Origin of the sequence: Paucibacter sp. KCTC 42545, assembly GCF_001477625.1 — a bacterium.
Lineage (GTDB): Bacteria > Pseudomonadota > Gammaproteobacteria > Burkholderiales > Burkholderiaceae_C > Paucibacter_A.
Genome location: NZ_CP013692.1, coordinates 1,033,520 through 1,055,897 on the forward strand (window position 1 = coordinate 1,033,520; position 22,378 = coordinate 1,055,897).

23 protein-coding genes are annotated in these 22,378 nt (G+C 61.5%); 18 read left to right on the top strand and 5 right to left on the bottom strand.

The window, feature by feature from the left end; genetic code table 11:
- Positions 1–203 precede the first annotated feature (203 nt).
- Both AT984_RS04545 and AT984_RS04550 read right to left on the bottom strand, forming a co-directional pair.
- Positions 204–1,046, bottom strand: a complete 843-nt coding sequence (locus tag AT984_RS04545) for a flagellin N-terminal helical domain-containing protein (RefSeq protein ID WP_058719080.1) — start codon at positions 1,044–1,046, stop codon at positions 204–206.
- A 363-nt stretch (positions 1,047–1,409) separates the two neighbouring features.
- A complete protein-coding gene (locus AT984_RS04550) occupies positions 1,410–2,249 on the bottom strand; it encodes a flagellin N-terminal helical domain-containing protein (protein ID WP_058719081.1) in 840 nt (279 codons plus the stop codon).
- A 771-nt stretch (positions 2,250–3,020) separates the two neighbouring features.
- On the opposite strand from AT984_RS04550, the gene AT984_RS04560 reads away from it, so the two are divergent.
- The 3 genes from AT984_RS04560 (at position 3,021) to flhC (AT984_RS04570) (ending at position 4,910) form a co-directional block, all read left to right on the top strand.
- Entirely contained in the window at positions 3,021–3,536 is a 516-nt protein-coding gene (locus tag AT984_RS04560) for a tetratricopeptide repeat protein (RefSeq protein ID WP_058719083.1), read from the top strand.
- A gap of 351 nt (positions 3,537–3,887) precedes the next feature.
- Positions 3,888–4,211: a flagellar transcriptional regulator FlhD gene (gene flhD, locus AT984_RS04565; RefSeq protein WP_058722085.1), complete on the top strand. Its 324-nt coding sequence runs from the start codon at positions 3,888–3,890 to the stop codon at positions 4,209–4,211.
- Between the two features lie 162 nt (positions 4,212–4,373).
- The gene (gene flhC / locus AT984_RS04570; protein WP_058719084.1) at positions 4,374–4,910 is read left to right on the top strand and encodes a flagellar transcriptional regulator FlhC; all 537 of its coding nucleotides are present in this window, start codon (positions 4,374–4,376) and stop codon (positions 4,908–4,910) included.
- A 23-nt stretch (positions 4,911–4,933) separates the two neighbouring features.
- Here flhC (AT984_RS04570) and AT984_RS04575 read toward each other — a convergent pair whose 3' ends face one another.
- The 3 genes from AT984_RS04575 to AT984_RS23425 are packed head-to-tail and all read right to left on the bottom strand — an operon-like array spanning position 4,934 to position 8,042.
- Positions 4,934–6,712: an O-linked N-acetylglucosamine transferase, SPINDLY family protein gene (locus tag AT984_RS04575; protein WP_058719085.1), complete on the bottom strand. Its 1,779-nt coding sequence runs from the start codon at positions 6,710–6,712 to the stop codon at positions 4,934–4,936.
- Positions 6,713–6,714: 2 nt separating this feature from the next.
- Positions 6,715–7,392 (bottom strand): methyltransferase domain-containing protein, encoded by a 678-nt coding sequence (locus tag AT984_RS23420; protein ID WP_231741521.1) that lies wholly within the window; start codon positions 7,390–7,392, stop codon positions 6,715–6,717.
- 2 nt (positions 7,393–7,394) lie between these two features.
- On the bottom strand, positions 7,395–8,042 hold the full coding sequence (locus AT984_RS23425) for a glycosyltransferase family 32 protein (RefSeq protein ID WP_231741522.1): 648 nt from the start codon (positions 8,040–8,042) through the stop codon (positions 7,395–7,397).
- A gap of 353 nt (positions 8,043–8,395) precedes the next feature.
- On the opposite strand from AT984_RS23425, the gene flhD (AT984_RS04585) reads away from it, so the two are divergent.
- From flhD (AT984_RS04585) to AT984_RS04655, 15 genes are all read left to right on the top strand, one after another.
- Positions 8,396–8,719 carry a flagellar transcriptional regulator FlhD gene (flhD, locus tag AT984_RS04585; RefSeq protein ID WP_058722085.1) on the top strand — a complete coding sequence of 108 codons (324 nt, stop codon included), beginning with the start codon at positions 8,396–8,398 and terminating at the stop codon, positions 8,717–8,719.
- Between the two features lie 163 nt (positions 8,720–8,882).
- Positions 8,883–9,419, top strand: a complete 537-nt coding sequence (gene flhC / locus AT984_RS04590; protein WP_058719086.1) for a flagellar transcriptional regulator FlhC — start codon at positions 8,883–8,885, stop codon at positions 9,417–9,419.
- A gap of 21 nt (positions 9,420–9,440) precedes the next feature.
- Positions 9,441–10,472 carry a glycosyltransferase gene (locus AT984_RS04595; protein ID WP_156421899.1) on the top strand — a complete coding sequence of 344 codons (1,032 nt, stop codon included), beginning with the start codon at positions 9,441–9,443 and terminating at the stop codon, positions 10,470–10,472.
- A 210-nt stretch (positions 10,473–10,682) separates the two neighbouring features.
- A complete protein-coding gene (gene flhD / locus AT984_RS04600; protein ID WP_058722085.1) occupies positions 10,683–11,006 on the top strand; it encodes a flagellar transcriptional regulator FlhD in 324 nt (107 codons plus the stop codon).
- A gap of 38 nt (positions 11,007–11,044) precedes the next feature.
- Positions 11,045–11,581: a flagellar transcriptional regulator FlhC gene (gene flhC / locus AT984_RS04605; protein WP_058719084.1), complete on the top strand. Its 537-nt coding sequence runs from the start codon at positions 11,045–11,047 to the stop codon at positions 11,579–11,581.
- Positions 11,582–11,609: 28 nt separating this feature from the next.
- Positions 11,610–12,338 (top strand): class I SAM-dependent methyltransferase, encoded by a 729-nt coding sequence (locus AT984_RS04610; protein ID WP_058719088.1) that lies wholly within the window; start codon positions 11,610–11,612, stop codon positions 12,336–12,338.
- A gap of 112 nt (positions 12,339–12,450) precedes the next feature.
- A complete protein-coding gene (gene motA, locus AT984_RS04615) occupies positions 12,451–13,308 on the top strand; it encodes a flagellar motor stator protein MotA (protein WP_058719089.1) in 858 nt (285 codons plus the stop codon).
- 103 nt (positions 13,309–13,411) lie between these two features.
- Positions 13,412–14,341 carry a flagellar motor protein MotB gene (motB, locus tag AT984_RS04620; RefSeq protein ID WP_231741708.1) on the top strand — a complete coding sequence of 310 codons (930 nt, stop codon included), beginning with the start codon at positions 13,412–13,414 and terminating at the stop codon, positions 14,339–14,341.
- Between the two features lie 39 nt (positions 14,342–14,380).
- Positions 14,381–14,761: a chemotaxis response regulator CheY gene (cheY, locus tag AT984_RS04625; RefSeq protein ID WP_442952164.1), complete on the top strand. Its 381-nt coding sequence runs from the start codon at positions 14,381–14,383 to the stop codon at positions 14,759–14,761.
- A gap of 14 nt (positions 14,762–14,775) precedes the next feature.
- Entirely contained in the window at positions 14,776–15,417 is a 642-nt protein-coding gene (locus tag AT984_RS04630; protein ID WP_058719092.1) for a protein phosphatase CheZ, read from the top strand.
- A gap of 229 nt (positions 15,418–15,646) precedes the next feature.
- Positions 15,647–16,837 carry a flagellar biosynthesis protein FlhB gene (flhB, locus tag AT984_RS04635; protein ID WP_058719093.1) on the top strand — a complete coding sequence of 397 codons (1,191 nt, stop codon included), beginning with the start codon at positions 15,647–15,649 and terminating at the stop codon, positions 16,835–16,837.
- Positions 16,834–18,930 carry a flagellar biosynthesis protein FlhA gene (gene flhA / locus AT984_RS04640; RefSeq protein ID WP_058719094.1) on the top strand — a complete coding sequence of 699 codons (2,097 nt, stop codon included), beginning with the start codon at positions 16,834–16,836 and terminating at the stop codon, positions 18,928–18,930. The genes flhB and flhA overlap by 4 nt, the downstream gene beginning before the upstream one ends.
- Before the next feature lie 79 nt (positions 18,931–19,009).
- On the top strand, positions 19,010–20,716 hold the full coding sequence (gene flhF, locus AT984_RS04645; protein ID WP_058719095.1) for a flagellar biosynthesis protein FlhF: 1,707 nt from the start codon (positions 19,010–19,012) through the stop codon (positions 20,714–20,716).
- Positions 20,717–20,740: 24 nt separating this feature from the next.
- Positions 20,741–21,592, top strand: coding sequence for a MinD/ParA family ATP-binding protein (locus AT984_RS04650; protein ID WP_058719096.1), 852 nt, complete (start codon positions 20,741–20,743; stop codon positions 21,590–21,592).
- A gap of 18 nt (positions 21,593–21,610) precedes the next feature.
- Entirely contained in the window at positions 21,611–22,324 is a 714-nt protein-coding gene (locus AT984_RS04655) for an RNA polymerase sigma factor FliA (RefSeq protein WP_058722086.1), read from the top strand.
- Positions 22,325–22,378: the final 54 nt, after the last annotated feature.

The window sequence follows — 22,378 nt, forward strand, 5'->3', positions numbered from 1 at the left end:
GCCCACTCGGTCCGGACCTCAGGCTTCAATCACTTTCAACCCGATGAGCAAATTCTCTGAGTGCTTGAGCGATTCAAAAGGCCAATAAAGGGCCAAAACAACGGCCATAAAAAAACTCCGACCCTGGGGTGAACCAGAGGTCGGAGTCGCGTGAGTCAGTGAGGGTCAGGTCTTGCCTGGCGCTAAAGACTTGCCGCTTCGGCTTAGCCTCGCAGCAGGGACAGCACTTGCTGCGGCAACTGATTGGCCTGCGAGATCATGGCGTTACCGGCCTGTTGCAGGATCTGTGCGCGGCTCAGGTTGGCGGTTTCCGAAGCGTAGTCCGCATCCAGGATGCGGCTGCGGGAGGCGGTCTGGTTTTCCACCGACACCTGCAGGTTCGAGATCACCGCGTCAAAGCGATTCTGCGAGGCGCCCAAAGTGGCGCGCTGGCCGCTGACGGTGGTGATGGCCGTATCGATATTGTCGATGACGGTCTTCAGCGTGGCGGCGGTGTCGGTGTTGCTGATCGAGGCGCCGGTGACGGCGGTGATGGTGGCGTCACCGGTCAGATCTGTGGTGGCCACGTCAACGATGTCGTTGTCTGTTGTGTTGGCGCCAATCTGGAAGGTCTGTGTGCCCGCGGCGCCGGCCAGGATGGCCTTGCCGTTGAAGGTGGTGCCGCCCAGCACGCGGTTGATTTCCGCACCCAATTCGGTGAACTCCTTGCCGATGGAGTCCAGGTCGGTGGTGGTGTTGGTGGCATTGCGAGCCTGCACGCCCAGTTCACGCATGCGCTGCAGTGCGTCGCTGACCTTGCTCAGCGCGCCTTCAGCGGTTTGCGCCAGCGAGATGCCGTCATTGGCATTGCGGATGGCAACGTTCATGCCGCGCACCTGGCTGGTCATGCGGTCAGCAATGGCCAAGCCGGCGGCGTCGTCCTTGGAGGAATTGACGCGCATGCCGGACGACAGGCGTTGCATGGAAACGGCGAGGGAACCTTGTGATGTGGACTGATTGCGTTGGGCATTCAGGGACATCAGGTTGGTGTTGATGACTTGGCTCATGTTCAATCCTTTGGTGTGTACTAAGACTTGCCGGAAATCCGGGCTTCACGGTCGATAAAAGGCCGCCCATAACAGGTGGCTTTTGCCAGCAAATGTCGGGCTTGCGCCTGGCCTTTGCACCGTCCGCGTCCTGCTCTTTGGAGAGCCGGCTGACCGGACCACGTAGTCCATCTAATTCCTCGGACCCGTTGAATTGCTTATCGACGACACCAGTGATTGACTTAAATCCTTTTTTCAAAAAACGCCGCTTGTCAAGGGACTTGCGGCGTCTTTTTCATGAGCTGTCTGAGTGAGAAATACTGCTGAGTTAATGGGGCTGCAGACTGGAGTGAGTCGGTATTTGCGACTCACTCCGAGCCATCATCAACGCAGCAGGGTCAGGACTTGCTGTGGCAGCTGATTGGCCTGCGCGATCATCGCGTTACCTGCTTGTTGCAGGATCTGCGAGCGGCTCAGGTTGGCGGTTTCCGAGGCGTAGTCCGCGTCCAGAATCCGGCTGCGCGCGGCGCTTTGGTTTTCCACCGAGATCATCAAATTGGATGTCACGGCGTCAAAGCGGTTTTGCGAAGCACCCAGGGTGGCGCGCTGGCCGCTGACGGTGGTGATGGCCGTATCAATATTGTCGATGACGGTCTTCAGCGTGGCAGCGGTGTCGGTATTGCTGATCGATGCGCCGGTGACGGCGGTGATCGAGGCATCCGCGGTCAGATCGGTTGTGGCCACGTCAACGATGTCGTTGTCCGTCGTGTTGGCGCCAATCTGGAAGGTTTGCGTACCTGCGGCGCCGGCCAAGATGGCCTTGCCGTTGAAGGTGGTGCCGCCCAGCACGCGGGTGATTTCAGCGCCCAGTTGGCCGAATTCCTTACCGATGGAATCCAAGTCAGTGGTGGTGTTGGTGGCGTTACGGGCTTGCACGCCCAGTTCACGCATACGCTGCAGGGAATCGCTGACCTTGCTCAGCGCGCCTTCAGCGGTTTGCGCCAGCGAGATGCCGTCGTTGGCGTTGCGGATGGCCACATTCATGCCGCGCACTTGGCTGGTCATGCGGTCGGCGATGGCCAGACCGGCGGCGTCATCCTTGGCGGAGTTGACGCGCATGCCGGAAGACAGGCGCTGCATGGCGGTAGCCAGTGTGCCTTGCGAGGTCGCGGTGTTGCGCTGTGCGTTGAGCGACAACTGATTGGTGTTAATGATTGCGGGCATGATTCACTCCTGTTTCAGCTACAAAGTTTTTCCGGCATAGCGCCGACGTGTTGCGAACACCTTTAGAGGGCATCCGTTACGCGGAGTCTTGTTCTCATGAACAAGCCCCCCGCCTCGCCCGGCTTAGTCAACTGATGCAGCTTTGACCCCCTGTGAAGGGAGGACCTAGTTGCGGCCTTCTTACCGGACCACGTGTCCGTTTCCGAACCCGTTGAAATGGGTATCGGACAGCCGCCAAATAAACTTTAGGGCTGTTTGTCAATAGGCTTGATCTGTTGAAAAGCAGGGGTGGCTCGGCTTTGTTTCTTCGATCGGCCAATTTGGGGTCGGCGGCCACCCTTGAGGGCGGCGAAGAAGGCAGGGCGCTGCACTTTGCTTGTGGCTGAATGGAGTGGCTGGTTCTTGCTCGTGGCCTTTGCTTGATGAATGTGGCCTCTCGCGATGACGCGATGGCGCATTCAGTGTTTGACGAACTTGCTCTGTTGCTGAAACAAAGAGCCTGTGTTTGCAGGAGTGGCGCAAGCCGCAGGCTTTGATTTGTTTTCGGTGCGTGGCGCGCCGAGCAGGCTTGGAGAAGCGGCTGCTAGTCCGGCCTTTTCTCACGAATGGGGTGGGGCTAGGGCACTAAAGTTCGTTGCACTGAAGTCGAGCGGTATGTGCTGTTTCTTGCATTGCCGCCTAGCCATCAGAGTCATTCACGCATCTGTGCAGGTCACCCGATCAGTCTGGGCCTTTGCAGAGCAAAAGCTGTAGAAACTCTTGGAGATCCCTATGCATGCCATGACGCAAGCCAAGTCGCAATCCGCAACGCTGCCTGCTCAGATGCAGGCGATCCATACTGATTCCTCGGAGTCCACGATCAGCGTGGAGGCCGCATTGCTGCTGGCTCAAGCGCGCAATATGGCTTTTGCCGAAGCCGCGCAAGGTCGCTTGGGTGAGGGCCTGAACTTGTTGCAAATCGCCCTGGAGCATGAGCCGATGGCGCATGACTTGCTCAGCGATATGGCCGCACTGCTGCTGAGCGCAGGCGAGTTGGTTCACGCCCAGGCCGCAGCCGAGCGTGCGCTGGCTTTGCAACCTAATCATGGCGCCAGCCTGTACTCCCTGGCCTTCGCGCTGTCCGGCCAGGGTCAGGTCTTGCGTGCGCGCGAAGTGCTGCAGCGCTTGCTCACGGGCGAAGCCCTGCAAAACTTGCAGATGGAATCTCCTGACTTGCTGCCGGTGGCGCAAACAGAAATGAAGCGCCTGAGCGCGCTGACCGGTGGCGCAGCGACCGCTGCCGACTGATAGCTCCCAATCAGCCTGCTCGGGCTGATCTGGCGGCTTGCCCGCTTGCTCGACTGCTCTATCGACTGTTCCAGTTAGAGCGTCCCGGCCGGACTATGCGGCGCCTGACTCAGGCGGCCTTGGCGTCCCAGCCAAACTTAGCCAGTCCACTGACCTATTTGCACCCGCCCCGAGAGATCGGCCGGCGGGCCTAGGCGTTTGCCTGTAGGAAGTTCGCTGACAAGCAGGTGCGGGAAAAATGGACTTCAGGAACGGAAGTGCGCCGATGTTGTGAGTTTGTTCCGAGCTTCACAATTGGTTTCAGCTTGATACGAAATCAACACAACAGTTTTGCCCCCGGAGCCCAGCATCATGAACGCAGACCAAATCCTCGCCGAGATCCGTGAAGCCAATCTGAACTACCTGATGCTGGCCCAAAGCCTGATCCGCCAGGACCCCGAGCAAGCGCTCTATCGCCTGGGCATCTCCGAAGACACCGCTACGCTGATCAGCACGCTGAGCCCCGCCCAGCTGATGAAGATTGCCTCGGGCAACACCTTGCTGTGCCGTTTCCGCATGGATGACGATCTGGTCTGGGGTCTGCTGACCAGCCACGGCAAGTCAGCCGCCAACGACGGCATCAGCCGCCTGCACGCCTCTATTTTGATGGCCGGCCGCCATCAAGAAGCCGCCTGAATTGTTGACCCCCGGCTGCGCGGATACGCGCAGCCACCCCCCGAGGGGGTCGGGTCTTCGGCAGGCTTGACCTGCCGGTAGACCCGGACGGCGGGGCCGCTTGGGAGCGGCCCGGCGCTGGCCCCGCAAATTAGATCCGAAGACACACGACGAGACACCATCATGCGCAACAAAAGCATCCTCACCGAAGCCCGCCAGATCGAACGTGCGGTCACCTTGATCAACCTGGGTGCGCGCTTGCAAGTGTTGGAGTCGGAAACCGATATGTCTTACGAGCGCCTGCTGCGCTTGTACAAGGAAGTCTCGGGCAAGAGCCCCAGCAAGGGCCAACTGCCGTTCTCGACTGACTGGTTCATGACTTGGCAGCCCAATATTCATGCTTCGCTATTTTTGAATGTGCATGAGTACCTGAACAAGGTCTCGGAGTTGGATGAGATTGATGCGGTCATCAAAGCCTATCAGCTCTATCAAGAACAGACGCAAGCCCAAGGCCTGGAGGCCATGCTTTCGGTGACGCGCGCTTGGCGCCTGGTGAAGTTCATCGACAACGGCATGTTGACGATGACCAAGTGCAGCACCTGCGGCGGTCAATTCGTGACCCATCCGCATGAGATTGCCCGTCACTATGTCTGCGGCATGTGCAACCCACCGGCCCGCGCCGGCAAGGGCCGTGCGCAGGGCGCGATTCAGATGCACTGAGGCCTTGAGCTTGTCGCGCGGAGTCAGCTGACTTTGGGTGCTAGCTCGGCCGGCGGCATGGCTGGCAATGCGGCCGGCGCCAAGCCGGCTTCGGCGCGTTCCCACATGCGTAGCAGCAAGCTTTCCAACTCACGCGCGAAGCGTGGGGCGTCGAACAGGGCTTGTCGCCCCTTCAGTACGCGTCCGCGCAATTCCAGTAACTTTTCGGGTTGCTCGCCCAGGGCGCAGGCTCGGTCGATGTAGTCTTGCGCGCTATTGCACACCAACTCGTCCAGGCCGGCCGCACCCAAGATGCTGGCCGCCACGCTCTGCGTGAAGCACTCGCCGCGCAAGGTCAGCACGGGGAGGCCTGCGGCCAAGGCATCGCTGGTGGTGGTGTGGCCATTGCAGGGCCAGCTGTCCAGCGCCAGGTCGGCGGCTGCCAAGCGCTGAAGATGCTCATGCATGGGCAGGCGCGGCGCAAAGACGAGGCGCTCGGCGGCAATGCCACGGGCCATTGCTTCTCGCTGCAACTGCGCATCAAGTGCCGCCCCGCCGCTGAGCTGCCACAACACGGCACCAGGCAAGCGCCGAAGAGTGCTCATCCAGGCCACGAACAGGGCCGGAGTGATTTTGTAAATTGGGTGGGCGCTGAGCAGTACCAACGCCTGCTCAGGCAAGCCCAGTGCCGCGCGGCTTGGCAAAGCGGAGCCGCCGACTCGCAGGCGCTGGCTGTCATTGGGCTGATAGCAGCGTGGCAGTTGCGCAATCTGTTCGCTGTAGGCGCTAGCCTGGTCCAGCGGGGTGACATGCGGGTCACCGATGATGTAGTCGATGAAGTCGGCGCCACTGCTGCCCGGAAAGCCCAGCCAGGCCACTTGCACCGGCGCGGGCCGATAGGCCAGGGCGGCAAAGCGGCTTTGGGCCGTGTGGCCCTTCAGGTCGATGATGATGTCGATCTGTTCGGCGCGGATGCGCTGGGCGATCGCGGCCAGGCTCAGGCCGGCCACGTCGATGAAACTCTCGCAGGCTTGGCGCAGCCTCCGCCGCATGGCCGAGCGATCGTCCGGCCCATGGGAAAACAAGATCACCTCAAAGCGCTGGCGGTCACGCGCCTCCAGCACCTCAACCAGCAAGGCGGCCGTGGCGTGGTCGTGAAAGTCCGCCGACAAATAGCCAATGCGCAAGCGCCGACCCGCCGCCAAGGGCTTGGCTTGGCGTGGCGGCAGTGCGTTGATGCCGCGGGTCAGGTAGCGGCTGCTGAGTCGGGCGACCTTGAGGAGATCTGCGGGCAGATGCGGCAGGCCGATCAACGCAAAGGGCACGCCGAATTCATCGGCCGCATCGGCGGGCTTGGCGCGGATGGCGTGCAGCAGGCTTTGTTGATTGGCCTCGAAGTCTTGCCAGCGCAGGGCTTGCTGGTCGCCGTGCGCCAAATAGGCCTGGGCCATCACGCTATTGGGCTGCAAGTCGGCCACAGCGCGAAAGCACTCCGCCGCTTCTTGCGGCATTTGCAGATCTTGAAATGCAAAAGCCAGCTGCAAAAACGCTTGCTCATCGTCGGCGCGCAGGGCCAGTGCTTGCATCAAAACGCCCACGGCCTCCTGCGCTTGGCCGCTGCGGCGCAAGGCTTCGCCCAAAAGGCGCTGGAAGGTGTTGGACTGCCCGGCTTGCGGGTCGCGGCAAGCGCGCAGCAGCTGGGCGCAGTCGGCAAAGCGTTCCTGCTGCATGGCTGCCTGGGCTAGGCGCAGGCTGCTCGCCAAGTCAGGGGCGATGCTGTCTGTCTGCGCTGCTGCCGGTTTTGCTGCCTTGCTGACTTTCATGCTCAGGCGCTGGCCTCGGCGTCGCTTGCATCGACCTGGGCTGCGGCCGGGCCCGCCATGGCCAGCAAGGACATGCGGTTGAAGAACCACATGCCTTGCAAGTCCCAGCTGGTGTACTTGCGCAGCACATTGGCCAGGGTGTAGGGCGTGTACCAGCAGTTGTGGTCGGGGTGGACCACTTCGACAAAGGTCTGCGCGCCGCTGCTGTAGTCAAAGTGCTGGCGGAAGCAGCTGAAGGCATCGGGCACGGTGATCACATACTGCGCGGCGCCCAGTGATTGCAGATGCTGCAAAAAACCCTGCACATCGGGTACATGCTCCATCACCTCGGGCACCAGCACCAAGTCGTAATGGTCTTTGGGTACATCGTCCCAGCTGCTGAACAGGCGGCCTTTCAAATGCGGCTGCATCTGCTCGAAGGCCTCGATATTGATGTCGAAGCCATCCAGCTCGCAAATGCCATCGAGCTGCAAATGCAGGGATTGCTTCAGATTGGTGATGGGCCAATCCACGCAGCCCACGTGCAGCACGCGTTTACCGGCGCACATGGGTTGGAACACATCCAGGCGGGAGCGGCCACGCAGCTCTTCGCTGACGGCAACTTTCTGCACGAAGTAGGGCGCGTGGGCCAGCTCCAGCGTGGAGACGGGCAAGCTGGGCGTTTGGGGCAGGGCGCTCATGCTCAGGCGACCTTTCGCTTGTAAAGCTCGTTGTAATTGTTCAGGGTGCTGCCCCAGGCTTGGTCGGCGAACACCAGGCCGCCTCCGGTGTACTCGGCGCCGGTGAAATGGCGCGGAATGAAGAAGTGGCTGGGCCAGATGGTCAGGTCGGCGTATTGGTGCATGCGGTGGCATTCGGTCAGAAAGAGCGGGCCGACGCTTTGCCAGGCCATGCGGTCGTCGACGCGCGGCTGGTTCTGCAGGTCCAGAATCATCTGGCCGAAGAAGGGGTTCTCGGGCTTGGAGGCCACATAGCCGGCTGCGATCAGGCCCGGCCGCACCAGTTCGTTCTCCCAGCAGGCGCAAGCCTCGCCTTCGAACAGCCAGGGTTCGAGCGGCCGCTGGCAGATGCTGTCGGCATCGACCACAAAGCCGCCCTCGTGATAAAGAATCTCCCAGCGCATCAGGTCGGCCACGCCGTTGAGTTCGCGCTTGGCCATATCACGCATATGTTTGGAATTGATCCAGCCATAGCTGCCCAGTTCTTCATTGCCCCAGACGCGCACCTGCCAGTCGGGATTGTGCTGGCGCCAGGTGTCGATGCAGTTGTCGGGGCGCTTGCTCTCGTCGCCAACCCAGATCACGTGAATGGTGCGGGGAATCATGGGCATGCCTTGCCTTTGGATGGTGTTGCCTCCGAATGTAGGCCTGCAGCCTTGCCGGCCAAGTCTGGAAAAGAGCGGGCTTTGCCTTACAAACAAAGATCAAGGGCAAAAGGCCTGTTGCGGGTCGCTTTCGAGGCCTGTTTCTCCTATGACAGCCCGGAATTTTCTCGATCGGATGAACTGGATGATTGCTTGGCGCTTATTGCGGGTTTGTAGGAAAAAACCTGACAAGCCACAGGGAAGAAAGGGGACTTCAGTGACGGAAAAGCGCCGATGTTGGGAGTTTGTTCTGCGCTTCACAATCTGTTTCAGCTTGATACGAAATCAACACAACAGTTTTGCCCCCGGAGACCAGCACCATGAACGCAGACCAAATCCTCGCCGAGATCCGTGAAGCCAATCTGAACTACCTGATGCTGGCGCAAAGCCTGATCCGCCAGGACCCCGAACAAGCGCTGTATCGCCTTGGTATCTCTGAAGACACCGCTACGCTGATCAGCACGCTGAGCCCCGCTCAGCTGATGAAGATCGCCTCGGGCAACACCTTGCTGTGCCGCTTCCGCATGGATGACGATCTGGTCTGGGGCTTGCTGACCAGCCACGGCAAGTCGGCCGCCAACGACGGCATCAGCCGCCTGCACGCCTCTATTTTGATGGCCGGTCGCCATCAAGAAGCCGCCTGAGCACTGACACCCGCTTGCCTGGGTACAGGCAAGCACCCTCCGAGAGGGTTCGAATCATCAGCGGGCTGGGCCCGCAGTTGATTCGATAGGCGGGGCCGCTTGGGAGCGGCCCGGCGCTGGCCTCGCAAGACAAATACAGAACCAGATCGAGAGACACACCATCATGCGCAACAAAAGCATCCTCACCGAAGCCCGCCAGATCGAACGTGCGGTCACCTTGATCAACCTGGGTGCGCGCTTGCAAGTGTTGGAGTCGGAAACCGATATGTCTTATGAGCGCCTGCTGCGCTTGTACAAGGAAGTCTCGGGCAAGAGCCCCAGCAAGGGCCAACTGCCGTTCTCGACCGACTGGTTCATGACTTGGCAGCCCAATATTCATGCTTCGCTGTTTTTGAATGTGCATGAGTACCTGAACAAGGTCTCGGAGTTGGATGAGATTGATGCGGTCATCAAGGCCTATCAGCTCTATCAAGAGCAGACGCAAGCCCAAGGCCTGGAAGCCATGTTGTCGGTGACCCTCGCTTGGCGCCTGGTGAAGTTCATCGACAACGGCATGTTGACGATGACCAAGTGCAGCACCTGCGGCGGTCAATTCGTGACGCATCCGCATGAGATTGCCCGTCACTATGTTTGCGGCATGTGCAACCCACCGGCCCGCGCCGGCAAGGGCCGTGCGCAAGGCGCAATTCAGATGCATTGAGTCTTGCTGTCCCAGCTGCCCATGTTCCGAACCGCCCTGGTCTTGATCGCCCGCAATGAGGCGGGGCAGATTGAGCGCTTACTGCAAAGCATCAAGCCCTGGGTCGACGACATGCTGGTGCTGGACACCGGCTCCATCGACGCCACCCCGGCGCTGGCCGCTGCGGCCGGTGCTCGCGTGGCGCACTTTGCCTGGTGTGATGACTTCGCTGCCGCGCGCAACGCCGCCCTTGATTTGGCCAATGCCGATTGGCATGTGGTGCTGGACGCCGATGAATGGCTGATCAGCGGCGGTGAGGCTTTGGCCGCCCTGCGTCACACCCGACCCGACTTTGTCGGCAGCATCGAACTGCTGGATCAGTTCCACGACGGGCAACAGCAAGTGGCGCGCTCGCGCCTCTCGCGCGTGCTTCCCGGCCAGCTGCGTTATGCCGGGCGCATCCATGAGCAGGTGGTCCACAACTTGCCCCTGCGGCCGCTGGCCCTGCAGATTGGCCACGATGGCTATCTGCCCGATCGCCTGCAATCGAAGAAGGGTCGCAACAAGGCCCTGCTGGCGTTGGCGCTCGCGCAACGCCCGGATGACGCTTACCTCTGCTACCAGATGGGCAAGGACTGCTCGGTGTACGAAGACTATGCCGAGGCTGAGCACTTCTTTGCTCGCAGCGCTGACTTGTTGAGCGACAGCCCCACGTGGTGGGCCGATCTGGTGGCGCGGCGCCTGTTCGGGCTTAAGCAGCTCAAGCAGCATGAGGCTGCCATCCAATTTGCTGAGACCCAGTTGGTGGTTTGTGCCGAATCTCCTGACTTCTTCTTCGCCCTGGGCGACTTGCTCTTGGATTGGGCCGCCGACGCGCCCGAGCAGGCCGAGTTACTGCTGCCTATGATCGAAGACGCTTGGCGGCGCTGCCTGGAAATTGGCGAGCGCCCCGAGCAAAGCGGCGCTGTGGCCGGCCGCGGCAGCCATCTGGCGGCCCACAATCTGGCGCTGGTGTTGGAAGGCACGGGGCGGGCGGAAGAAGCTGCAGCCATGCGCCAGGCCTACGCCGCTTGAATTGGCCCGCTGCGGCGGGACAAGCGCAGAACAGGGCAGGGAGGCCAGCGCATCTCGCCTCTTGTAGGAAAAAACCTGACAAGCCCCAGGGAAGAAAGGGGACTTCAGTGACGGAAAAGCGCCGATGTTGGGAGTTTGTTCCGAGCTTCACAATCTGTTTCAGCTTGATACGAAATCAACACAACAGTTTTGCCCCCGGAGCCCAGCACCATGAACGCAGACCAAATCCTCGCCGAGATCCGTGAAGCCAATCTGAACTACCTGATGCTGGCGCAAAGCCTGATCCGCCAGGACCCCGAGCAAGCGCTCTACCGCCTGGGCATCTCCGAAGACACCGCTACGCTGATCAGCACGCTGAGCCCCGCTCAGCTGATGAAGATTGCCTCGGGCAACACCTTGCTGTGCCGCTTCCGCATGGACGACGATCTGGTCTGGGGCCTGCTGACCAGCCACGGCAAGTCGGCCGCCAACGACGGCATCAGCCGCCTGCACGCTTCCATCCTGATGGCTGGCCGCCATCAAGAAGCCGCCTGATCGCGCCACCTAACAAGAACTGACGAGACGACACCATCATGCGCAATAAAAGCATCCTCACCGAAGCCCGCCAGATCGAACGTGCGGTCACCTTGATCAACCTGGGTGCGCGCTTGCAAGTGTTGGAGTCTGAAACCGATATGTCTTACGAGCGCCTGCTGCGCTTGTACAAGGAAGTTTCGGGCAAGAGCCCCAGCAAGGGCCAGCTGCCGTTCTCGACCGACTGGTTCATGACTTGGCAGCCCAATATTCATGCTTCGCTGTTTTTGAATGTGCATGAGTACCTGAACAAGGTCTCGGAGTTGGATGAGATTGATGCGGTCATCAAGGCCTATCAGCTCTATCAAGAGCAGACGCAAGCCCAAGGCCTGGAAGCCATGTTGTCGGTGACCCGCGCTTGGCGCCTGGTGAAGTTCATCGACAACGGCATGTTGACGATGACCAAGTGCAGCACCTGCGGCGGTCAATTCGTGACGCATCCGCATGAGATTGCCCGTCACTATGTTTGCGGCATGTGCAACCCACCGGCCCGCGCTGGCAAGGGCCGCGCGCAGGGCGCGATTCAGATGCACTGAAGCCAGGTAAAACCAAGTCTGCCTGACGATGTTTGTGCTGCCTTGGCCCCTGCCGGCCTTGTTGACCTGGGCGCTGGCCTGGGCACTTTTTGTCCTGCTGCGTCAGGCTGAGTTGCAGGCGGTGGTGGCCATGCTGGCGGCTGCGTTATTGGGCCTGGCCTCGGCCATGTTGCAGGCGCCGCGCTGGCGCCGCCTGATGGTGGCAGGGGGCTTTCCGCTGTCCTTGCTGATCACGGCAGGCGCGCGTGACTTACCCGGCTGGGCCTGGCTGCTGCCGTTTGCGCTGCTGGCGCTGGCCTACCCGCGCCGCAGCTGGGGCGATGCTCCGCTTTTTCCCACCCCGCGCAATGCCTTGCAAGACTTGGCCGCCTTGGCGCCCTTGTCTGCAGGTGCGCGCGTGCTGGATGCCGGTTGCGGCCTGGGCCATGGCCTGCGTGAATTGCGGCGCTGCTACCCGCAGGCACACTTGTCCGGCGTGGAGTGGAGTGGCTTGCTGGCGCTGCTGGCTCGCTTGCTTTGCCCCTGGGCTGAGATCCAGCGCGGTGATATGTGGAGCCAGAGCTGGCAAGGCTTCCAGATGATTTACGTCTTTCAGCGGCCCGAGTCCATGCCACGAGTCTGGGCTAAGGCCGTTGCGGAACTGGCGCCCGGCGCTTATTTGGTCAGCCTGGATTTCGCGGTGCCGGGTGAGGCGCCCCTGGCTCAGGTGGACTTGCCGCGCGGGCATTGCCTGTGGCTGTACCGCAGCCCCAATTGATTACCGGGGCAAGACCTGCCACTTGCGCGGATTACCCCGCCCAGCGCACGGGCACACTCAAGCGTAAGAGGTTCTGGCCGATATGGCTGGCTAAGTCCATTTAGAAATCAACATGTTTGTCATCATCGGTTGGCTTATCGCGCTAGGCTGCATCTTCGGCGTCTACATTGCCCACGGCGGCAATATCAGCGTCATCTTGCATGCCTTACCCTTCGAGATGATCACCATCTTCGGCGCAGCTGCGGGCGCCTTTTTGGCGAACAATCAGATGAAGGTGGTCAAGGCCTCGATGAAGGGGCTGGGCGCCTGCTTCAAAGGCAGCAAGTTCAGCAAAGCCCGCTATATGGAGTTGCTGGCCCTGATGTACGACATTTTGCAAAAGGCCCGCAAAGAGGGCCTGATGTCGATTGAAAAGGACGTGGAAGATCCGCACTCCTCGGCGCTCTTCCAGAAATACCCGACGGTGGGCAATGACCACCATGTCACCGAGTTCATCACCGACTATCTGCGCATGATGGTCTCTGGCAATTTGAACGCCCACGAGATTGAGTCCTTGATGGACGCCGAGATCGATACCCACCACGCGGAAGAGCATGCTGCTGTTGCCGCGATTGGCCGTTTGGCCGGCGGCTTGCCAGCCTTCGGTATCGTGGCTGCCGTGTTGGGCGTGGTGAACACCATGGGTTCGGTGGGTCAGCCCCCGGCTGTGCTGGGCGGCATGATCGGTTCCGCTCTGGTCGGTACATTCCTGGGCATTTTGCTGGCCTATGGCTTTGTTGAACCGCTGGGAGGTCTGCTGGAGCAGAAGGTGGAAGACGCTGGCAAAGAGTTGCAGTGCATCAAGACCACCTTGCTGGCGAGCATGCAAGGCTACGCGCCGCAAGTCGCTATCGAGTTTGGCCGCAAGGTGCTTTACTCCGGCGACCGGCCAACCTTCACCGAGTTGGAAGCCCACGTGAAGAAGAAGTAGAAGGGGAGGGTGATGCGCAAATATTTCATTCGCCTGCTCCTGAATCCATCACGATCGGAGCTGCGCCATGGCTGGTGACGCCAAAAAGCTCCAGCCCATCATCATCAAAAAGGTCAAGAAGGGCGGTCATGCAGCGCATGGCGGCGCCTGGAAGATCGCTTACGCCGACTTTGTGACGGCCATGATGGCCTTCTTCTTGTTGATGTGGCTGCTGGGTTCCACCACCGAGGGCGACAAGAAGGGCATTGCCGACTATTTCGGCTCGCCGCTGAAGATTGCCATGGCAGGTGGCTCGGGATCGGGTGATTCCTCCAGCGTCGTTAAGGGCGGTGGCAAGGACCTCAGCCGCGAGACCGGCCAAGTCAAATCAGGCGATGTCGAGGCGCCCAAGCGCACCTTTAATTTGCGTGCCCTCAAGGAAGAGCAGCGCAAGGCTGAGAAGGCCAGGCTGGAACAACTCAAGACCAAGGTCGAAGATGTGCTGGCCAGTAACGCCAAACTTGCCAATCTGGGTGGTCAAATCCGGCTGGATATGACCAAAGAGGGCTTGCGCATCCAAATTGTTGACGAAGGCAACCGGCCGATGTTTGACAGCGGCAGTGCAGTTGTGAAACCCTATATGCGTGAGTTGCTGCAGGAACTCGGCAATGTCTTGTCTGAAGTGCCAAACCGGCTGACCTTGGAAGGGCATACTGATGCTCAGCCCTTTCCGGGCGGTGACCGCGGCTACAGTAACTGGGAGTTATCGGCGGATCGCGCCAATGCCTCCCGGCGCGAATTGATTTTGGGTGGTTTGCCGGAGTCCCGCACCTTGCGTGTGCAAGGTTTGGCGTCCAGCAAACTGCTCGATAGCAAGCAGCCGCAGAGTGCGATCAACCGCCGCATCAGCATCATTGTGATGAACCGCGACGCTGAAGATGCAGTTTTGAAGAATGTGCCAGATGAAGACGCTGAGCCTGAAGCAGAAGCCAAAGCCGCCGAGCCTGAAGTCGGGAAAAATATTTCCTCAAGTTCCAAAGCCACGCCCCGATAAAACCACTTAGCCCCAGCGAGGAATGCCATGAGTGCAGACATGAAATTTTTGGTCGTCGATGACTTTTCCACCATGCGGCGCATTGTGCGCGGCTTGTTGAAGGAGATCGGCTACAACAACTGCGAAGAAGCCGAAGACGGGGTGGAAGCCCTGAATATGCTCAAGCAGACCAAGTTCGACTTCGTGGTCAGCGACATCAATATGCCCAATATGACGGGCTTCGAATTGCTCAACGCCATCAAGGCAGACGCCAATCTGAAGCACCTGCCGGTGCTGATGGTGACGGCCGAAGCCCGCAAGGAAGACATCGTGTTGGCCGCCCAGTCAGGCGCTGCCGGTTACATCGTCAAGCCCTTCACCAAGGCCACCTTGGAAGAGAAGGTCATGAAGATCATGCAAAAACTGGCCGCTGCGGCCTGAACCGGGAGTTGGCCATGCAAATTCAATTAGATGAATTGAGCAAACTGCATCAGGGCACCGATCCGCTGACCGTCTCGCCTGAGGTGTTTCAGCAGATCGGTTCCATCACCCGCGTTCTGCACGACACCATGCAGCAACTGGGCGTTATGCCCAAGTTGCAGATTGCAACCGATGGCCTGCCCGACGCGCGCAGCCGCCTGAGCTATATCGCCACCAAGACGGCCGAAGCTGCCAACAAGGTGCTGAACTCGGTGGATCAGGCCAAGGCCGATCACGCCCACATCACGGCCGCCACCAATGCGATGGCCGCGGCCATCGTGGCCGACCCGGTCAAGGCCGTGGCCAGCGGCGCGATTTTGAATTTCGTCAAAGAAGTCGAGGCCCGCACGGCCAATATCGACGGCCATCTGACCGACATCATGATGTCGCAAGACTTCCATGACCTGACCGGTCAAGTGGTGGCCAAGGTGGTGACGCTGGCGAACGACTTGGAAGACAGCTTGGTCAAGCTGCTGGTGTCTGTGGTGCCGCCCGAGCAGCGTGAGAAGGTGGATCCCAGCATTCTGCAAGGCCCCGTGGTCAACCCCGAAGGTCGCACCGATGTGGTGGCCAATCAGGGTGAAGTGGATGATTTGCTGGCCAGCTTGGGCTTCTGAAGCGCGAGCCAGGCCTTTGATTGGATGAAACCCGCTGAGGCGGGTTTTTTTGCGTCTGTAGCTGGCGGCTTGCCTGGTCTGAATTGCGGTGTGGCCCTAGGGGCTCATGTGTCAGCAAACTGACGCCGGATCACCGCCGCTTTCCCCGGCCTTTTTCGGCTTAAGTTTTTCGTCGCCCGGCAAACAATGGCAAGGCGAGCTTATCTAAGCTCGCCCACCCCCAATTGCCATGGCCGACCAAGACGCACAAGACAGAAATTTACCGGCCTCAGCCAAGAAGATCGAGAGATCTCGGGCCGAGGGCCAGCTGCCGCGTTCGCGTGATCTGCCGCATTTCGCCATGATGGTGGCGGGCGGCGCCATTCTCAGCGTGGGCGGGCCTAGCGTGATCGACAGCCTGCAAAAAATGCTCACCCGCTCGCTGCACTTTGATGCGCAGATGTTGGCCCGGCCCGCTTTGATGGCTGAGCGGCTGGGTGAGTTAACGCTCAATTTCATCGCCATCGTGGGCCCGATTGCGGCCATTCTGGTGGCTGTGGGCATCGCCAGCAATATCGCTTCAGGCGGCTGGAACTGGACCATGAAGCCGCTGGCGCCCAAGTTCTCCCACCTCAATCCGCTGGCCGGCTTGGGCCGCATGTTCAGCGGCCATGGATTGGGCCAAGCGGCCAAGGCGGTGGCACTGGCCCTGGTGCTCGGCATCATCGGCGCGATGGTGCTGAAAGACCGCTTGGCGGCCTATGTGGGCATCATGTCCGTGCCGCTGCCGGCGGCGCTGGCCTATGCCGGTCATCAGCTGATGGGCGGGTTGATTCTGCTGGGCATCGCGCTGGCCTTGTTTGCCGTTATCGACGTGCCGATGCAGCGCCAGCTCTATATGCGTCGCATGCGCATGACCCGTGAAGAGGTCAAGCAGGAGATGAAGGAAAACGAAGGCAATATGGAGATGAAGGGCCGCATGCGCGCCAAGATGCGCGAGATGGCCAAGCGTCGCATGTTGGCCGCTGTGCCCAGCGCGGACCTGGTGGTGATGAACCCCACCCACTATGCCGTGGCCCTGAAGTACGACGACAAAAGCATGGCCGCGCCCAAAGTGGTGGCCAAGGGCGCTGATTTGCTGGCCATGAAGATCCGCGATCTGGCCAAGGACAACAAGGTGCCGGTGCTGCAGTCGCCGGTACTTGCGCGTGCGCTCTATGCCCACGCGAAAGTGGACCATGAAATTCCGGCTGTGCTGTTCGGCGCCGTGGCGCAGGTGCTGGCCTATGTGTATCAGCTCAAGCAAGCCATGGCGGCGCGCACGGCTGCCCCCGATCAGCCCGACCCGCAAGTGCCGCCGGAGCTGGATCCGCACAACAAGCCGGGCTTCCGCCCCGAAGACCCGGCGAATGACGACGATTTTGGAGCTGAGGCCACATGAACCCGCTGATTGCCAAGCTGCAAGCCTTGCTGGGCCCGCGTGCCGCCGTGTTGAGCGCGCTGGGTGCGCCCGTGGCCGTGATTCTGGTGCTGGGCATGATGGTGCTGCCCTTGCCGCCCTTCGCCTTGGACCTGATGTTCACCTTCAATATCGCCATGGCGGTGATGGTGATGATGGTGGCCTCGAGCATGGTGCGGCCGCTGGACTTTGCGGCCTTCCCGACCGTGCTGCTGCTGACCACCTTGCTGCGCTTGTCGCTCAACGTCGCCTCCACCCGCGTGGTGCTGCTGGAGGGCCATACCGGCACAGGTGCTGCAGGCAAGGTGATTGAGGCCTTCGGGCATTTCCTGATCGGCGGCAACTTCGCGGTCGGTTTGATCGTGTTTGCCATTCTGGTGGTGATCAACTTCATCGTGGTCACCAAGGGTGCGGAGCGTATCGCCGAGGTCGGCGCGCGCTTCACCTTGGATGCCATGCCTGGCAAACAGATGGCGGTGGACGCCGACCTGAATGCTGGCCTGATCGACGAGAAAGAGGCCAAGCGCCGCCGCGCCGAGCTGGGCGACGAGGCTGACTTCTTCGGCTCCATGGACGGTGCCAGCAAGTTCGTGCGCGGCGACGCGGTGGCAGGCATTTTGATTCTGGTGATCAATATCGTCGGTGGCTTCATCATCGGCGTGGCGCAGCATGATTTGTCGGCCAGCCAGGCGGCCAATTCCTACATCCTGCTGGCGGTGGGTGATGCCCTGGTCGCCCAGGTGCCGGCGCTGCTGATCTCGGTCGCTGCGGCCATGGTGGTGTCCCGCGTGGGCACCGACAAAGACATCGGCAGCCAGATCGGCAAGCAGGTCTTCGGCTCGGCCAAATCCCTGGCCATCACGGCTGGTGTGATCGCCCTGCTAGGTCTGATTCCTGGCATGCCGCATGTGGTGTTCCTGCTGGTCGCCGGGGGCACGGGCTACCTGGCTTGGTGGCTGCGCACCAAGCAACAGGCGACGGATGCCGAGGCGCTGCTGGGCCAAACCACCTCCGCCGCCACCACGCCCGAGCCCAACGCTGAAGCCAGCTGGGATGACTTGGTGCCGGTGGACACCCTGGGGCTGGAGGTGGGCTACCGCCTGATTGCCTTGGTGGACAAATCCCGCGAAGGCGATCTGCTCAGCCGCATCAAGGGCGTGCGGCGCAAGTTTGCGCAAGAAGTGGGCTTTTTGCCGCCCTCGGTCCACATCCGTGACAACCTGGAGCTGCGGCCCAGCCAATACCGCTTGTCCCTGCGCGGCGCGGTGATCGGCGAGGCCGAGGCCTTCCCCGGCATGTGGCTGGCCATCAATCCGGGACACGCGACCCAGAAATTGATCGGTCAGGCCACCACCGACCCCGCTTTTGGCCTTCCGGCGGTGTGGATCGAAGACCGGCAGCGTGATATGGCGCAAATGGCCGGATTTACCGTTGTTGATTGCTCGACCGTGATTGCCACCCATCTTTCACACTTGATGCAAGTCCACGCAGCTAAGTTGCTGGGCCGTGTGGAGACCCAGGCGTTGGTGGAACACCTGACCAAACAAGCGCCTCAACTGATCGAAGACGTGATACCCAAAATGCTCGGCATCGCTTCACTGCAAAAAGTTTTACAGCTCTTGCTGGAAGAGGGCGTGCACATCCGCGACATGCGCTCCATCGTCGAGAGCGTGGCCGAGAACGCAAACATCACCGATCCGGCCGAGCTGGCCCGCCGCATTCGCGTGCACATCGCACCGGCCATCGTTCAGCAGATCTACGGCCCGGTGAAAGAGCTGGACGTGATCGCCCTGGAGCCCGAGCTGGAGCGCCTGGTCACCCAAGCCTTGAATTCCCCCCACGGCGCCGCCCTGGACCCCGGTGTCGCCGACACCTTGGCCCGCAGCGCCGCCGAAACCGCCCAGTCGCAAGAAGATCGCGGTGTGCCGGCCTGCTTGCTGGTGCCCGACCTGATCCGTGCCCCCATGGCCCGCTTGCTGAAGCGTGCCGCGCCGCGCCTCAAGGTGCTGGGCCATAGCGAGATTCCTGAAACTCATTCCATCCGTATCGGATCGATCATCGGAGGCACCGTATGAGCGGCTTCCACACTCACATCCGTTCGCTGCCCCTCGAGGTGGCGCGTGCCACCGCTAAGGTGGCTCGGCAGGAGGCCTTATGAACGTGAAACGCTTTACTGCCCGCAATTCCCGCGAAGCCATGGCCCTGGTGCGCAAGGCTTTTGGCGATGATGCGGTGGTGCTGTCCAACAAGCCATGCGCCGAAGGCGTGGAAGTGCTGGCCATGGCGCCCGAGGGCATGTCGCAGATCGAGCGTGTGGCCGCCACAGCGCCCCGCATCAGCTCGCCCGGCCGTGTGCAAGCCCGCCCGGCCGGTGCCCCCAATACCGCCCAGCCGGCACCTATGTCTGCGGCCCCCGCAGGCAAGAGCTTTGCAGCTCGCGCCGGTCAGCAAGGCAGCCAGTTGCAGCAGCGCAGCGAACCGAGCTTTGGCTACAACGACCCGGCCGATGACGTGGGCCAGGATGTTGAAACCCTGGCGATGAGCACCTTGTCCTTCCAGGACTATGTGCGCGAGCGCGTGCTCAAGCGCCGCCAGGCCGAGATTGATGGCCTGCCCGACCCCTTGGCCCTGCAGCCCGAGCCGGCCGTTGAGCAGCCCGGCGTCAGCAATCTGGCCGCCGCGCGCCAGCAGCGCGCTCAGGCAGCTTTGCAAGCCATGCAGCCGCGCCGTCCGGTGGAAGCCGCCCCGGCCGCTGCCGCGCCTGCTGCCCGCCGCACACCGCCGGTGCTGCGCGATGAGATCCGCATGCCTGCCGCCGCCCAAGAACTCAGCGGCCTGGCCGCCATGGGCGCCGAGCTGCCTGATCTGCCCGGCCGCGGCCGCCGCGATCAGCAAGACATGATGAACGAGCTGCGCAGCATGAAGGGCTTGATTGAAGAGCGCTTCGGCGCCCTGGCCTTCATGGAAAAGCTGCAACGCCAGCCGACCCAGGCCCGCCTGACCCAGAAGATGCTGGAAGTGGGCTTCTCGCCCGCCCTGGTGCGCAAGCTGGTCGAAGGTTGCCCGAACGAATTCAAGCCCGGTGCGCACGGCGAAACCGCCGACGAAACCAGCTGGGCCGCCAACGTGTTGTCACGCAATCTGCTCACCGGTGAGGCCATGCCGGCACTGGAAGAGCAGGGCGGTGTGTTCGCCCTGATCGGCTCTACCGGCGTGGGCAAGACGACGACTACCGCCAAGCTGGCTGCCGCCTTTGCCACCCGCCACGGTGCGGCGCAGCTGGGCCTGATCACGCTGGACGCGTATCGGGTTGGTGCTCACGAGCAACTGCGCGCCTACGGCCGCATCCTCGGCGTGCCGGTGCATACCGCGCATGACCGCAGCTCGCTGGAAGATTTGCTCGACTTGCTGTCGGCCAAGAAGATGGTCTTGATCGACACCGCCGGCATGGCCCAGCGCGACAGCCGCACCAATGAATTGCTGGACATGCTGGCACACCGCAGCATCACCAAGATCCTGGTCGTCAACGCCGCACAGCAGGGCGAAACGATTGAAGATGTGGTGACCGCCTGGCGCGCACATGAGTGCCAAGGCGTGGTGCTCTCCAAGATCGACGAAGCCGTCAAACTCGCGCCCGCCCTGGACACCCTGATCCGCCACAAGCTGCGCGTGCTGGGCGTGACCAATGGCCAGCGCGTGCCGGAAGACTGGCATCGCCTGTCGGCTCAGGCTCTGGTGCAGCGCGCCTTGCGCAGCCAAGCCGCCGGCGCTTGGCGCATGGACAGTGCCGATGTGAATCTGATTTTTGCCGGTGGGCCAGCGCTCAGCCCCCGCAGTGCCGCCGCTATGGGCACGCACTAGACCAAACCTGGGATCCCAGCCATCATGATGCGCGACGTCAATCCTCATACCCTTGCCCCGCAAGATCAGGCCCATGGCCTGCGCCGGCTGTTTGCCAGCTCGCGGGTGCGCTTTATTCCAGTGGTCAGCAATCCGCATGTCATGGGTGCGGGCGTGCTCCTGGAAGGTCTTTGCGCGGCTTTTGCCGAACTGGGTTTGCATACTCTGGTGGTGGATGCCGCCGAGTCCGCGCCCACGCCGTCCGAGCTGGCCTCGGTGGACCTGGGCGCTTGTGTGGAGAGCTTGTCCAAAGACGTCTCCTACTTGGCCGCCCGTGGCCTGCCGATGCGCTACATCAATGCCAAGGGCTCGGCCGCACAGTTTCTTGAAGTGGTGACCGAAGCCGCGCCGCAAGCCGATGTGGTGCTGCTGCACGCCAGTGCGGCGGAGTTGGCCCGTGTGGTCGCGCTGCGTGAAGTGCGCCCGGTTTTGCTGGCTGATACCGATGCCAACAGCGTCACCCACGCTTATGCTGGCATGAAGTGGTTGGCCGGACGTGCCGGTCTGATGGTTTACAGCCTGCTGATGGCTTGCTCGCCGCAGCTACGCATGTCGGAGCGGATTGCCGAACAACTGAGCAGCTGTGCCGATGGTTTCCTTGGCGCGGTGCTGCGTGACTGGGCTTGCCTGGACCCACGCACACCGAGCAGCGCCCCGATTTCGACTGAAGTGCGCCATCTGGCGCGTGAGTTGCTGATGGCCGCCCCTCCGGGTGCGGCGCTGGAGGCTTCGGTCGATGCCAGCCCCTTGCGGCCCGTGGCCCGCTCGCTGATGCGCCCCTCGGCGCCACAGCCTGCCCGCACCGTCGCTCGCCCGGCCGTCGCCGCCATTTACTGATTGCAGCTGGAGCTGAAGATGTATACCGCCAAAGGCCGCCTCGATAACTCCTCCCTCATCAAACAGTACAGCCCGTTGGTGCGCCGCTTGGCCCACCAGATGATCGCCAAGCTGCCCGCCAATATCGAAATCGACGACCTGATCCAGGTCGGCCTGATCGGCCTGACCGACGCGCTCTCGCGCTTCGACGTGGGTCAGGGCGTGCAGTTCGAAACCTTCGCCACCCAGCGCATCCGCGGCGCCATGCTCGATGAGCTGCGCGGTGGTGACTGGATGAGCCGCGGCACCCGCCGCCAGCAACGCGATATCGAAGGCGCCGTGCGCAAGCTGGAGCAAAAGCTCGGTCGCGCCCCGGCCGAAAGCGAAATTGCCGCCGAGATGGGCGTGAGCCTCGCCGACTATCAGGAGTTGCTCGGCAAGGTGCGCGGCACCCAGCTGGTCTACCTGGAAGATATGTCCGGTGACGAAGGTGATGAAGACTTCCTGGATCGCCACGTAGCCGATCACAGCAACAACCCGATGCTCAAGCTGCAGGACCATCGCATGCGCGAGGCCCTGGTGGCAGCCATCAAGAACCTGCCCGAGCGCGAGCAGTTCATGATGAGCATGTACTACGAGCACGATATGAATCTGAAAGAGATTGCGGTAGTCTTGAAGGTCACCGAATCGCGGGTTTGCCAGTTGCATAGCCAAGCCATTGCCCGCCTGCGGGTGAAGTTGCGCGATTGGTGAGTTCGGCGAACAAGGTCTGAAACAAAGGCTGGCAGCGTCGCCCGAGAGCCACCG